The sequence below is a fragment of the Saccharothrix deserti genome, assembly GCF_009769385.1.
Classification (GTDB): Bacteria; Actinomycetota; Actinomycetes; order Mycobacteriales; family Pseudonocardiaceae; genus Actinosynnema; species Actinosynnema deserti.
Map to the genome: position 1 here is coordinate 104280 of NZ_VKAB01000026.1, position 12995 is coordinate 117274.

At 72.0% G+C, this 12995-nt stretch carries 14 protein-coding genes; 3 read left to right on the top strand and 11 right to left on the bottom strand.

Translation table 11 applies throughout. The annotated features are described in order from the left end of the window. Positions 1–42: 42 nt before the first annotated feature. The 6 genes from FM051_RS34730 to FM051_RS50860 all read right to left on the bottom strand — a co-directional run bounded on the left by FM051_RS34730 (position 43) and on the right by FM051_RS50860 (position 5348). The gene (locus tag FM051_RS34730) at positions 43–1362 is read right to left on the bottom strand and encodes an aminotransferase class I/II-fold pyridoxal phosphate-dependent enzyme (RefSeq protein ID WP_158850898.1); all 1320 of its coding nucleotides are present in this window, start codon (positions 1360–1362) and stop codon (positions 43–45) included. Next, on the bottom strand, positions 1359–1967 hold the full coding sequence (locus tag FM051_RS34735; protein ID WP_158850900.1) for a DegT/DnrJ/EryC1/StrS family aminotransferase: 609 nt from the start codon (positions 1965–1967) through the stop codon (positions 1359–1361). The genes FM051_RS34730 and FM051_RS34735 overlap by 4 nt, the downstream gene beginning before the upstream one ends. A 66-nt stretch (positions 1968–2033) precedes the next feature. Then, positions 2034–2906 carry a RimK family alpha-L-glutamate ligase gene (locus FM051_RS34740; protein WP_202919172.1) on the bottom strand — a complete coding sequence of 291 codons (873 nt, stop codon included), beginning with the start codon at positions 2904–2906 and terminating at the stop codon, positions 2034–2036. Then, positions 2903–3082 carry a lysine biosynthesis protein LysW gene (locus FM051_RS34745; RefSeq protein WP_158850902.1) on the bottom strand — a complete coding sequence of 60 codons (180 nt, stop codon included), beginning with the start codon at positions 3080–3082 and terminating at the stop codon, positions 2903–2905. Before FM051_RS34745 ends, FM051_RS34740 begins: the two co-directional genes overlap by 4 nt. A 106-nt stretch (positions 3083–3188) precedes the next feature. Then, on the bottom strand, positions 3189–4451 hold the full coding sequence (locus FM051_RS34750) for an APC family permease (RefSeq protein ID WP_158850904.1): 1263 nt from the start codon (positions 4449–4451) through the stop codon (positions 3189–3191). 333 nt (positions 4452–4784) lie between these two features. Further along, on the bottom strand, positions 4785–5348 hold the full coding sequence (locus FM051_RS50860) for an acyltransferase family protein (RefSeq protein WP_202919173.1): 564 nt from the start codon (positions 5346–5348) through the stop codon (positions 4785–4787). Positions 5349–5418: 70 nt separating this feature from the next. Here FM051_RS50860 and FM051_RS34760 point away from each other — a divergent pair, with 70 nt between their 5' ends. Beyond that, on the top strand, positions 5419–6021 hold the full coding sequence (locus tag FM051_RS34760; protein WP_158850906.1) for an acetoacetate decarboxylase family protein: 603 nt from the start codon (positions 5419–5421) through the stop codon (positions 6019–6021). Here FM051_RS34760 and FM051_RS34765 read toward each other — a convergent pair. Further along, positions 6018–6740 (bottom strand): TetR/AcrR family transcriptional regulator, encoded by a 723-nt coding sequence (locus tag FM051_RS34765; protein ID WP_158850908.1) that lies wholly within the window; start codon positions 6738–6740, stop codon positions 6018–6020. The genes FM051_RS34760 and FM051_RS34765 overlap by 4 nt on opposite strands. 124 nt (positions 6741–6864) lie before the next feature. Between FM051_RS34765 and FM051_RS34770 the strand changes: the two genes are divergently transcribed. Continuing rightward, positions 6865–8217, top strand: a complete 1353-nt coding sequence (locus FM051_RS34770; RefSeq protein WP_158850910.1) for a serine hydrolase domain-containing protein — start codon at positions 6865–6867, stop codon at positions 8215–8217. On the opposite strand, the gene FM051_RS34775 is transcribed toward FM051_RS34770, so the two are convergent. From FM051_RS34775 to FM051_RS52275, 4 genes are all read right to left on the bottom strand, one after another. Then, the gene (locus FM051_RS34775) at positions 8181–8969 is read right to left on the bottom strand and encodes a barstar family protein (RefSeq protein WP_158850912.1); all 789 of its coding nucleotides are present in this window, start codon (positions 8967–8969) and stop codon (positions 8181–8183) included. The genes FM051_RS34770 and FM051_RS34775 overlap by 37 nt on opposite strands. Before the next feature lie 14 nt (positions 8970–8983). Further along, positions 8984–9748 carry a hypothetical protein gene (locus tag FM051_RS34780; RefSeq protein ID WP_158850914.1) on the bottom strand — a complete coding sequence of 255 codons (765 nt, stop codon included), beginning with the start codon at positions 9746–9748 and terminating at the stop codon, positions 8984–8986. A gap of 155 nt (positions 9749–9903) precedes the next feature. Next, positions 9904–11118: a cysteine desulfurase-like protein gene (locus FM051_RS34785; protein ID WP_158850916.1), complete on the bottom strand. Its 1215-nt coding sequence runs from the start codon at positions 11116–11118 to the stop codon at positions 9904–9906. Positions 11119–11323: 205 nt separating this feature from the next. Next, the gene (locus FM051_RS52275; RefSeq protein ID WP_238412870.1) at positions 11324–11782 is read right to left on the bottom strand and encodes a hypothetical protein; all 459 of its coding nucleotides are present in this window, start codon (positions 11780–11782) and stop codon (positions 11324–11326) included. Between the two features lie 136 nt (positions 11783–11918). Between FM051_RS52275 and FM051_RS52280 the strand changes: the two genes are divergently transcribed. After that, positions 11919–12986: an alpha/beta hydrolase family protein gene (locus tag FM051_RS52280; protein WP_238412871.1), complete on the top strand. Its 1068-nt coding sequence runs from the start codon at positions 11919–11921 to the stop codon at positions 12984–12986. Positions 12987–12995: the final 9 nt, after the last annotated feature.

Sequence of the window (12995 nt, forward strand, 5' to 3'; positions counted from 1 at the left end):
GCCGGCTGAGCCGGACCGCCTCCCTCAGCCTGCTCGACCGACTCAGCCAAGGCGGGCCGCCTTCTCGTGCGGCAGCGGGAACTCCCGGCCGCCGACCAGCTTGCGGATCGCGTCCGGCCGGCGCGCCACCTTGGCGAACGCGTGCCCGTACCGCTCCAGCCGCTCGTACTCGACGGGCGACCGCAGCTCCCGGCACAGCACCAGGGTGCTGCCGAGCATGTCCAGGGTGACCGGGAAGTCCTCGGGCGCGTAGTCCCGGGCCGCCGCCGGGTTCAGGCTGAACGGGTAGCCGCCGCCGAACCCCTCGCGCCGCCGGAACGGGATGTGGCACGGGATCGGCGTGTTCTGCCACTCGCGCGCCGGAACCCCTTCCGCGACCAGCAGTTCGTGCACGACCTCCTTCACCGCGTGCACGGGCAGGTCACCGAGGCCGACCGCGTCAGGGTGCAACCCGATCCGGTACATGTTGTACGCGTGCGTGCGCCCCTCGGGCACGTGCGGCGCGCTGAACAGACCGGTCTCACCGAGGACTTCGGCCAGCCGCGCGGCGTTGCGGGCGCGGATCTCGTCGTAGTACGGCAGCCGTTCCAGCTGGCTCGCGCCGAACGACGCCACGATCCACGACATGCCGTAGTCGATGCCGTGCCGCTCCACGTACTCGACCGCGCGGGCGTGCGCGTCGGCCGAGGCGAAGAACGCGATACCGCCCTCGCCGCCGACCGGGAAGTTCTTGTCCGCCATCAGGCTCTGCCCGGCGGCGTCGCCGATGGAGCCCGCGACCCGCCCGTCGAACCGGGCCGAGTGCGCGTGCGAGGCGTCCTCTACCAGCGCCAGGCCGTGCCGGTCGGCCACCGCGCGCAACGCGGTCAGGTCCGCCGGCAGGCCGTGGACGTGCACCGGCATGATCGCCCTGGTCCGGTCGGTGACGGCGCGTTCGGCGGCGGCCGGGTCGAGGCAGTAGGTGTCCGGCTCGATGTCGGCGAACACCGGGACGGCGCCCGCCGCGACGACCGCCTGCGCGGTGGCGATGAACGTGAACGCGGGCACGACCACCTCGTCACCCGGCCGCACGCCCGCGCCGACCAGCGCCAGGTGCAGGCTGGACGTGCCGCTGGCGGTCGGGATGGCGTGCGCCGCGCCCACGTACTCGCGGTAGGCCTCGGTGAAGTCCGCGACGACCTTGGCCGGGTCGATGCGGGTGGACAGCAGCATCTTGAACACGTCTTCCTTGGTGATGACCGGGAAGACGGTGCGGCGCAGGCCGGCGGGGATGATCGACGGGCCGTCCAGCGCGGCCAGCTCGTCGGTCACGTCCTCGGCGCGCGGCAGCGGCAGCGGCGCTTTCGGGAAGTCGGTGTTCACGCCCGCGCTCCTTGCGTGGTGAGGGCCATCCGGACACAGGCGGCGACCAAGGGGCTCAGCCGGTAGTTGAACTGCACGCCGCCGACACCGTCGTCGGCCTCGGTCTGGGTCCACATGGTGCGCAGGTCGAACGTGCCGAAGATCTTCAGCCGCTCCGCGCGCCGCCACGCGTCCTCGTCGTCGAACAGCACCGCCGCGGCCGGGCCGAAACCGAGCCCGGTCAGGTTCAGCACCACCGCGGGCGCACCGGCGGTGGTGGCGAGCAGCGGGCCGAGCCGGCCGACGTCGGCCGGACCGGCGGACAGGTAGGCGAACGCGGGCGTGCCGTCCTCGCGTGCCCGGACGCCGAGCCAGGCCAGGAACCGGCGGTGGGCGTCGTCCAGGGCGGGCACCACGACGTCGTCGCCGTGGCCGAGCCGCCGCCCCGCCAACGCCGAGTGCAGCCCCGCCGTGACGCTGTTGACCAGCGTCACGTGCGGCCGTCCGCCGACCTTGCGCAGCAGGCGTTCCAGCGCGGGCAGCTCGCGGTCGTTGCGCTCGATGCTCATGATCACACCGGAGGTCAGCACTCGGCTGAGCACTACCGCGGTGTCGAAGTGGTCCATCGTGCTCTCCCCCAGAGAGGTAGCCCGAAGAGATGAGCCCAAAAAGATTGAGCCCAGCCCAGTGGTTCAGGCGGCGGCGAGGTGGCGGACGCGGTCGGCCAGGAAGGTGGCGAGGTGCGCGGCGATGTCCACGCCGTGCTGCGCGGACGACTTGGCGAACTCCGGGTTGGCGTTGACCTCCAACACCTTGAGTTCGCCGGTCCGGACGTCCTCCAGCAGGTCGACGCCGTAGAAGCCGGGGCCGAGCAGCGCCACCACGCGGTCGCACAGGTCCCGGATCACCGGTGTGACCTCGGTCCGCCGCACGGTCGCGCCGAGGTGGGTGTTGGTGCGCCAGTCCGCCGAGCGGCGCTCGATGGCCACCACCGGCTCGGTGCCGACGACCACCACGCGCAGGTCGTGGCCGGGTTTCTCGACGTACTCCTGCACGAGGACGGGGAACAGCTTGCCCGCCGCGTCGGCGGACTCCCGGCCACCCGTCCACGCCTCCAGGCACGCCAGGTCGGTCAACCGGACCACACCGCGTCCCCAGGAGCCGCTGAGCGGTTTGACCACGACGGGCCAGCCCAGCGACAACGCGATGTCCCGCACCTGGTCGTGGCCGAACGCGTGCAGCGACTTCGGGTGCGGGACGCCGTGCCGCCCGAACAGCAGCGCCTGCGTGCCCTTGTCGTGGCAGATGTCGATCGCCGTGCCGGTGTTCAGGGTCGGCACGCCGAGGTGGCCGAGCCGGTGCGCGATGCCCGCCGCCTCGCGGTGGGACAGGTTGCGCAGCAACGCGACGGCGGGCGGCGGCGCCGACCCGTTGAGCACGTTGCCGATGTCGGCGACGAGGGCGGTCTCGACGCTGATGCCCGCCGCGCGCAGCGAGTCGAGCAGCAGCCGTTCGTCGGGCCGCACCATCGTCACCGACAGCAGGACGTCCGGTCGCCCGGTCACTCGCCCCAGTCCTCTTCGACCTCCGGCGCGAACTCGACCGTGAAGCGACCGTCGGCCGCCCCGACGACCTCGTGCTCCTGGCCGCAGGACCCGCATTCGACGATCTCGCCCTTTTCGGTGGCCTCCGCCACCTCCAGCGCGGTGTCGCAGACGAGGCAGCTGACGGTTGCGATCATTTCTCTGCTCCGTTTGGTTGCTCCGGTGGCGACCACGTACCGGCACGGCAAAACCCGCCCGGTGACGGTCGACAATTCCGATCGGGCTATTCGGTTGTGCTATGGATTAACTCTCGACAGCTTCCGGAACGGCCGCCTGCGACCGCCCGGAGTAGGTGACCGCGATTCCCGCGAGCACCGCGGGCACCAACAGGAAGTAACCCGAGAAGACGAGCACGACGCTCATCACGACCAGTGCGACGACCGTGCCCCACCAGACGGGTGAACGCCGGGGCAGCAACCGGAGGCCCGCCGCGAGCCCGGCCACCGTCACCGCGATGAAGCACGTCGACGCGGCCAGCATCACGTCGCCCAGTTCGAGGCCGAAGCCGAGGGCCGCCGCGGACAGCGCGAGGCTCAGCACGAACAGCAGGCCCAGGCTGCGGCGGGGCACCTCGCCCGCCGCGTGGCCGCGGCTCAGCCACCCGGGCAGCGCGCCGTCACGGGCCAGCGCCGCGCCGAGCCGGGACGCGCCCGCCAGGTAGGCGGTCATGGTGCCGAAGGTCAGCACGATCGCCAGGCCGGCCGTCACCGGGCCCGCGGCCGGGCCGATACCGCGTTCCAGCAGCAGGGTCAGCGGCGCGCTCGACCCGGCCAGTTCGGGGCCGAGGACCAGGGTGCAGGCCAGGGCGAGACCCAGGTACAGCACCGCGACCACGATCAGCGTGAGGATCGCGGTGCGGCGCAGGTCGCGGCGCGGGTCGCGGAACTCGCCGGACAGGTGGGTGACCGCCTCCCAGCCCGCGAAGGTGAAGAACAGCAGGCTGGCCGCGTGCCCGACGGACAGCCAGCCGTTCGGCGCGAACGGGGTGAGGTTGTCGGTGTCGGACTGCGGCAGCGCGGTGATCACGGCGACCAGCAGCAGCACCGCCAGCAGGCTGACCAGGCCGAGCTGCACGCGTCCGGAGACCCTGAGGCCGACGGCGTTGATGCCGAACGCCGCCACCAGCAGGACCGCGGCGACCGCCAGCGCCTGCCGGTCGCCGCCGCCCAGGGCGTGCGCGACGTACTGGCCGCCGACGAACGCGGTCGCGGGCGCGCCGGCGGGCAGCGCGAAGTAGAACCAGTAGCCGACCGCGCCCGAGGCGCGCGGCCCCCAGGCCTTGGCCACGAACGTGGCGATGCCGCCGCCGTCCGGGTACTCCGAGCCCATCGCGGCGAAGCTCAGCGCCACCGGGATGCAGAACAGCACCAGGCTCATCCAGGCGATCACCGCGGCGGGTCCGGCCTCGGCCGCGGCGAGCGCGGGCAGCGCGAGGATGCCCGCGCCGAGGATGGCTCCGACGTAGATGGCCGTGCCCTGCGCCAATCCGATGCGGTGAGCACTCATGTCTGCGCGTTCGCCTTCCCCCGGGCCGGTTGCACCCCCGGGCGGCGCGCGGCGCCGTCCGAGTTCACCGGAGGTTAGCAAGGTGGCGAATGTCGGAACAGAGAGATGGTCGCGTTCCGATGTATTCCCCGGATATGAATGTCGGGGGCTGACCCAATTTCCCGACACGGCCCGGGTGGACGTTTTCCGGACCGCCGCCGGACCTGCCCCGACCTGGCGGTGCTGGACATTCGTGAAGCCGACCGCGGTGCGTCCGACCCGGTTCGACGGCCACCGGGGCGGCGCTTTCCCGGAAATGGATAACCTCCGCTCGCGCGGCGGATGCCTTCGGAATCACGAAACGCGGAGTCGCAAGTCGCCCCACGCCGAGTAGCCCACTCGGGTCACGCGTGCGTCCGCCAGAGGGCTACCGGGGGGGTTCAGCACCTGGTCGAGCATCGGGGCGAGGCTCCGGCTGAACGCCGCGTTGAGGTGGTCCGGGTCGTAGTACACGGCGACGTTGCCGACCACCCCGTGACACCGCCGCTCGTCGCAGAACGACGCCGCGCCCACCACGGCGATGCCGACGACCTGTGCCCGCCGTCGCCGGATCTTGAACAGCACCACCAGCAGCAACGGCCAGCACAGGTAGAACTGCTCTTCCACCGACAGCGACCAGTAGTGCTGGACCGGGCTCGCCGCCGCGTTGGCCGCCGAGTAGTCCACCGACTTGGCCGCGAGCAGCCGGTTCTCCCAGTACGACGCGCTCGCGAACGCCTCCGCCGCGGTCGCCTCCCAGCGCGGGTAGGGCAGCAGGAGGTAGGCGGCGACGAGGCTGACGCCCAGCACCAGCAACGCGGCGGGCAGCAGGGCCTGGACATCGGTGCGGAACGCCGACGCCCGCGTGCTCTCGCTCATCGAGCGCGCAATGCCGTTGTGGCCCAACAATGATGCACAGTTGTGCCTACCGCCGAAGCGAGGGGCCGCGATGGCGAGTTATCCGCCCGAACCGTGGGAGCTGAACGGCCGAGCGTGCGTGTCCGTGTGGCTGGTCAGGGCGACGGCACTACCGCCGTTGCCGGTGCGTCCGGTGACGGTGCTCGGGCGGGCCGTGGTGGGCACGGCGTTCGTGCACTACCAGCCGCCCGGCATGGCCTACCACGAGTTGGTGGCGGCGGTGCTGGTGCGACAGGGGCTGCGGTTCGGTGTGTCGATCACGCGCGTCTGGGTGGACAGCCCGGCGTCCCGCGCGGGTGGGCGTGAGCTGTGGGGCATCCCCAAGGAGCTGGCGGAGTTCGAGTGGGAACGGGGTCTCACCGCGTCCGCCCGTGACGTGAGCGGCACGATCGCCTCGGTGCGCGGCAGGCAGTCGCGGATCGGCGTATGGCTGCCGGTGGCGACGTCGACGTGGCAGGCGTTCAGCAGCGGTTTGGCCCGGACACCGTTGCGCGCCAAGGGATTCGTGACCGCGCTGCGGACGAGCTGGGACATCGACCCGGCCGGGCCGCTGTCCTGGCTCCTCCCCCACCGCCCGCTGCTCAGCGTCGACATCCGGGGCATGTCGATGAAGTTCGGACCGCGCCGGCGTTAGCCGGACACCCTGGCCGCGAGACCGTCCAGCACCCGGTCGAGGCCGTAGGTGAAGTTGTCGTCGCGCAGCTTCGCCGGGTCGTCGCCCCGCCGCGCCGCGTACTCGTCACGCAGCCGCGGGTGGTCGCGGACGGCCTGTTCGGCGGTCGACCGCACGCTGTCCGCCCACTCCTGCTCGGTCTGGCCGCTGCGGGCGAGCAGCGACAGGTACGCGGCCTCACTGGTGGTCATGCCGACGACGTACGCGATCAGCGTGCTCATCGCCTGGTCCGCCTCGCCCGGCGGGAAACCCGCCGCCCGGAACAGCGCCAGCAGCCGCTCGGACCGCGCCATCAGGTTCGGCCCCAGCTGCGCCAACCCGACCTGCCCGAACACCGAGGCGACCCACGGGTGGCGCAGCACCATCGCGCGCAGGCTGTGCGCGCACTCGGCGACCGACGTCCGCCAGCCGACCGGGTCGTCGGCGTCACGCACCAGCATCTCGCCGTAGACCTCGTCCACGACCAGCTCGATCAGCTCGTCCTTGTTGGCCACGTGCCGGTACAGCGACGTCGCGCCGGCACCGAGCCGGGCACCGAGGGCACGCATGCTCAGCGCCTCGACACCTTCCGCGTCCAACAGCCGCACGGCCTCGGACACGATCCGGTCCTGGCTCAACGCGGGCTGCTCACGCGCACGGCGTTGACGGGCCCACACGGACGGGACGGTCGGTTCTGGCATGGGGGCCTCCTCTCACCGCCCAACCTAGCGCACGACGTGCGCATTTGCGCACAACCGTCCCGCTGCGTACAGTGTGCGCAAGACGAGAACAGCGTTCGCAAGACGCTCGGCCGAGGAGGAACCCATGACTTTCCAGCGCGATCACTGGCAGGCCCGGCTGGACGAGCTGAGCGCCGCGAACCACGTGCCCGGCGCGACCCTGGCCGTGCTGGTGGACGGCGAGATCCACGAGTTCGCGACCGGCGTGCTGAACCGGAACACCGGCGTGACCACGACCACCGACTCGGTGTTCCAGCTCGGCTCGGTCGCCAAGATCTACACCGCCACCCTGGTGATGCAGCTGGTCGAAACCGGCCTGCTCGACCTCGACGCGCCGGTCCGCGCCGTGCTGCCGGACTTCGAGGTCGCCGACGACGAGGCGAGCCGGACCGTCACCCCGCGCCAACTGCTGTCCCACACCAGCGGCCTCAGCGGCGACTTCCACCTCGACACCGGACGCGGCGACGACTGCATCGCCCGCTACGTCGAGGGTTGCGCCGACCTCGCCCAGGACTGCCCGCCCGGCACCACGGTGTCCTACAGCGGCTCGGGTTACGTGGTGCTCGGCCGCATCGTGGAGGTGCTGACCGGTATGACGTGGGACCGGGCGTTGCGGGAGCGGGTCCTCGCGCCGCTGGGCCTGGACCACACGATGATGCTGCCGGAAGACCTGCTGCGCTTCCGCTCCGCCATGGGCCACCTCGGCGCGCCGGGCCGGGCCCCGGACGTCGCCCCGGTGTGGGAGATGATGCCGCGCGGGTTCGGTCCCGGCGCGATCGTCTGCGCCAGTGCCGCCGGCGTGGTCCGGCTGGCCAAGGCGCACCTCGACGGCGGGGCGTCCGTGCTCACCCCGGACGGCGTCGCGGCGATGCAGGAGCGGCAGGTCGACGTGCCGGACAAGTGGACGGTCAGCGCCGACGGCTGGGGCCTGGGCTGGACCCTCTACGACTGGGAGGGCACCCCCGGATTCGGCCACGACGGCGCGGCCACCGGCCAGTACGCCTACCTCCGCGTGGTGCCCGGCGCGGGAGTCGCCGTCGCCCTGCTCACCAACGGCGGCGGCGCGCGGCCGTTGGCCACGGCACTGCTCGGCGAACTGCTCGCGGCGACCGCCGGCGTCCCCGTGCCCGAACCCTTCGGCCCCACCGAGGCGGTCGTCGACATCACGCCGCACCTCGGCACCTACCGCCGTGAAGGCGTGGTGATCACGGTCGACACCCGCGACGGCGCGCCGCACCTGCGCTACGAGTTCGTGGACGGCATGAAGGACTACCCGTCGATGGACATGGACCTGCTGCCGGTCAGCGACACCGTGTTCGCCGCCTCGGGCGCCGGACCGTCGTTCAGCGACGCCTACATGCCGGTCGTGTTCTCCACCCTCACGGACGGCCGGAAGTGCTGCTACATCGGGATGCGGGCCGCACCGAAGGTCGCGTGAGCCTCACTCCAGCCGGACCTCGACCCCGTTCTCCCGCGGCACATCGAGGATCTCGACGAACCGGTCGCGCCCGGACACCTCCCGCTCGCCCTCCAGCGGGAGGTGTCGGCGCGCCACGTCGTGGTCGTGCCAGACCAGGGTGAACGGCGCGACCGCACCGAACCCGCGGAGCATCCCGGGCATCCCGTCGAGTTCGCCACCGTAGTAGCCGCCGGGCCGTTCACCGCCTCCCCGATCGCGCAGTGGAAACCCGCCAGGTCGGTGACGTACCGACCGTCGAGGTGCACCACGTGGCCGGGGGGCGAGGCGGGCGGAGGAGCGGGGTCGTGGTGGCTCATGGCCACGTCCACCCACTCCCAGCGGATCCCGGTCGAGTAGGACGCCCAGAGGTTCGGCACGTCCGGGCCGCCCGCGTACCACAAATCCCAGACGGGCTTGACGTCCGGCGACGACGGGCGCGGGACACCGTTGCGGACATCCACGTCGAACAGCCCTTCACCCAGCCCGGACGGCCGGATCCCGGTGATGTCGAGGTCCAGGCACCACCCGTTGCCGGAACCCCCGCCCGGCCGCAGCTGCGCCACGTCGAGCGGCGCGGGCTCCCGCCCGACCCGGAACGCGGCGACCAGGGGGCCACGCGGCTCGAAGCCGATCAACGTGACCGGACGGCGCGGCCAGGCCGTCCGACGCCGGAAGACGCCCTCCAAACGCCGGAGGCCGGTCCGGGCACACGCCCGGACCGGCCTCTCCACGCGAGTGGATCCGCTTACTCCAATCCGCACTCGGCGAACTGCTCCAACCCTTCCGGCTTCTCGGCGACGCGGCCGATCGCGGTCTCGATCCGGTTCAGCGCGGCCGTCCGCTTGTCGGCCAACGGACCCAGGATCGCGTTGTCCACGAAGTTCGGCCCACCCTGACCCTTCGTGCTCACCAGACGGTCGTTCGCCTCCTGGATCTGCTTGTCGAGGTTCGCGAGTTCCCGCTCGACCTCGGCCTCGGCCGAGGCCGGCACCTCCACCTGAGCCAACGCGTCGAGGGGCGACGGGCACTCGATCACCTGCTCACCTTCGGCAGGCGCGGCCGCGGGCGGGGCCGTGGTCACTTCGGCGACCTCACCGGCCTCACCCAGCGCGCACTTCGCGAACTGCTCCAACCCCTCCGGCTTCTCGTCGACGCGGCCGATCGCTATCGCCATGCGGTCCAACGCGGCGGTCCGCTTGCTGGCCAAGGGACCCAGGATCGCGTTGTCGACGAAGTTCGGTCCGCCTTCGCCTTCCGATTTGACCAACCGCTCGTTGGCCTCTTTGAGCTGCTTGTCCAGGTTCGCCAGTTCGCGGTCGACTTCGGCCTGCGCCGCCTCCGGCACCGCGGTCAGCGCGCCGACCGGCGACGGGCAGACGATGGCCTGCTCCGCCTGGTCTGGGCCTGCGGTGGCGAGCGCGACGGCCGCCGTCACGACCATCGCCGCTATGCCGACCGCACCGACGACCACCGCGCGTTTCTTACCGAGCTGGGGACGTGTGTGCCTCATGAACCACCTTCCTGTGTGGGGAGAGGCGAGTGCACCTGCGCGGCGGGGGTGACCCGTTCTCGTTGAGGAAGTACGAGCAGTGACCGAGGGCTGTTCAGCGCCCCGCCGACATTGCTCCGTTCGGCCCACACATCCACGTCTCAACCGGTTTAGCGCTAGACCGAACGCACGAACCGACCCAGCCCGTCGAGCAACCGGTCCACTTCGGCCTCGGTCGAGTAGGGGGCGAGCCCGATCCGCAGCCCGCCGGTGTCACCGAGCCCGAGCCACCGGGACGTCTCGATCGCGTAGAACGCCCCGGCCGGCGCGTTCACGTCCAACCCGGCCAGGAACCGGTACGCCTCCGCCGCCGCGTGGTCGGTGAACGTCACCAGCACCGTCGGCGTGCGCAGCCGGGCACGCGACCGCACGACCACACCGGGCAGCCCCTCCAGCCCCGCCTCGACCCTCTCCCGCAACCGGTCTTCGTGCTCTCCCACCGCCACCAGCGACGACACGATCCGCGCCCGACGCTCACCCTTGTCGCCCGCCGAAGGCGCCAGCCCGGCGATGAAGTCCACCGCGGCCGTGCAGCCGGCCAACACCTCGTACGGCAGCGTCCCCAACTCGAACCGCTCGGGCACCGCGTCCGGCGACGGCAGCAGCTTGTCCGGCCGCAGGTCCGCCAACACCTCCGGCCGCCCGGCCACCACGCCGCAGTGCGGCCCGAAGAACTTGTACGGCGAGCACGCGAAGAAGTCCGCCCCGAACGCCTCCACGTCGACGGGTTGGTGCGCGGTGAGGTGGACGCCGTCCACGTAGAACAGCGCACCCCGCGCGTGCACCAACTCGGCGATCTCCGCCAACTCGGGACGTGTTCCGATCAGGTTGGACGCCGCCGTGACAGCCACCAACCGCGTCCGCGCCGACAACACCTCGGCCACGTCCGCCGCCGTCAGCTCACCGGTCGCCGGGTCGAACCCCACCCACCGCACCACAGCGCCCACCGCCTCGGCCGCCTGCACCCACGGCCGCACGTTGGCGTCGTGGTCCAACCGGGTCACCACGACCTCGTCACCGGGCTGCCAGGTGCGCGCCAACGTGCGGGCGAAGTCGTAGGTCAGCTGCGTCATGCTCCGCCCGAACACCACGCCCTCAGGCGACGCGCCGAGCAGATCGGCCATCGCCCGCCGGGCGTCCGACACGATCGCGTCGGCCGCACGTTCGGCGGCGGTCACCGTGCCGCGGTTGGCCAGCGACGAGATCATCGCGCCCCGCACCGCATCCGCGACCACCGCGGGCACCTGCGACCCGCCAGGCCCGTCGAAGTGGGCGGTCCCGGTGGCGAGCGAGGGGAACTGGGCGCGGACGGACTCGACGTCGTAAGTCATGGCACCACTCTGACGGCGAGTCCACATCGGACCCCGGTGATCCGGGTCACCAACCTGGCGGTCATGATCGAGTTAACCGCGGAGATGGTGGTAGACGGCCGCGTGCCGCGAGGTCCCGTGTTGTCACCGGACGGCCGGTGGGTCGCCTTCACGCTCGCCCCGATAGGCCGAGCCGGGAAACACCCGGTGAGCGAACTGTGGCTGGTCACCGGACTCGACCGCCGTCTACTACCTGTCGGACGCGGCGCAGCGCGGCCACCCGCAGTTGCGCCGCGTCCGCCTGGACGACGGCGTGGTCGAGCAGCTGACCACCTGGCGCGGAACCGTCGTCGACCACCTGCCGCTGGCCGGTCGGGTCGCCGTGATCGCGCACGACGAGCCGACCGAGGAGGACGCCCGACGCGCGGCCGAACGCGACGACGCGTGGGTGTGGGGCGAACGCGCCGACCCGGCCCGACTCCACCTCCTGGACCTGACCACCGGTGAGCTGAAAACCCCGCCCGGCCTGGGCGATCGACACGTGGTCGAGCTGGCCCAACGCCCGGACGGCGGCCCGCTGGCCGTGCTGACCTGGGAGACGCCGGCCCTGGACCCGGGTCTCCTCCGCCCCGCGCTGCACGTGGTGCACGACGACGGCGTGGCGCACGGCCTGGGTCCCGCACACGTCGAGGCGTCTTCCCCGGTGTGGTGGCGTGATGATCACGGATGGCGGTTGGTCTACCTGGGCACGACCCCACCGGCCTTGGTCGGCGGACGTGCGGTTTTCGACCTCCCCGTACCGGACCCGGGAACACAATCGGGTGATCATTGCGGGCACCGGCGTGATCGCGTTGTTCGCCGACGGCCTGGACACCACCGTCCACGCCCTCACCCCGGCCCACGCCCTCACCCCGGCCGGCTTCCGCGAGCTGTCCCGCCTGACCGGCCCGGCAGACTCCCTGACCGCGACCCGGGACACGATCACGACCCTGGTCAGCACCACCTACACCCCCGCCGACGTCCACGCCGGCCCACCCGTCGGGCCACTGCACCGACTCACCCGCACCAGGCCCGAACTCGACGCCATCCGCTGGGGCCCGCAAGAACGCCTCGCCTACCGCGCGCACGACGGCCTACCACTGGACGGCCTGCTGCTCCTGCCACCGGGCCGAACCCGCACCGACGGCCCGTTCCCGCTGGTCACCGTCATCCACGGCGGCCCGTACGACCGGCACGCCGACCGGTTGACACTCGCCTGGCACCCCTCCGGCCAATGGCTCGCCACCGCCGGCTACGCGGTGTTCCTGCCCAACCCGCGCGGCGGACAGGGGCACGGCCACGAGTTCGCCGCGACCGTCGCCGGCAAAGTCGGCCTCGACGAGTGGGACGACGTGGTGACCGGCATCGACCTGCTGGTCGTCGACGGCGTGGCCGACCCCGACCGGCTCGGCATCGGCGGCTGGAGTCACGGCGGGTTCATGGCGGCGTGGGCCGTCACCCGGACCGACCGCTTCCGGGCCGCGTTGGTGGGCGCCGGGATCAGCGACTGGGGCATGCTCGCCGCGACCGGCGAGGGCGGCGCGTTCGAGGCGGCCCTCGCCGGCAGCGCGGCCTGGGAGGGCGTCGGCCCGCACCCGCACGACCGGATCAGCCCGATCTCGCACGCCTCCCGCATCCGCACCCCCGTACTGCTCCTGCACGGCGAGGACGACACCAACGTGCCGGTCTCACAAGCCGAAGCCCTGCACCGCGCGCTGCGCCGGTTCGACGTCGAGCACGAGTACGTCGTCTACCCGCGCGAAAACCACTCGATCCGCGAACGCGCGCACCAGACCGACGTCCTGCGCCGCACCCGTGCCTGGTTCGACCGTTGGCCCACCACACCGTAGTCCACTATG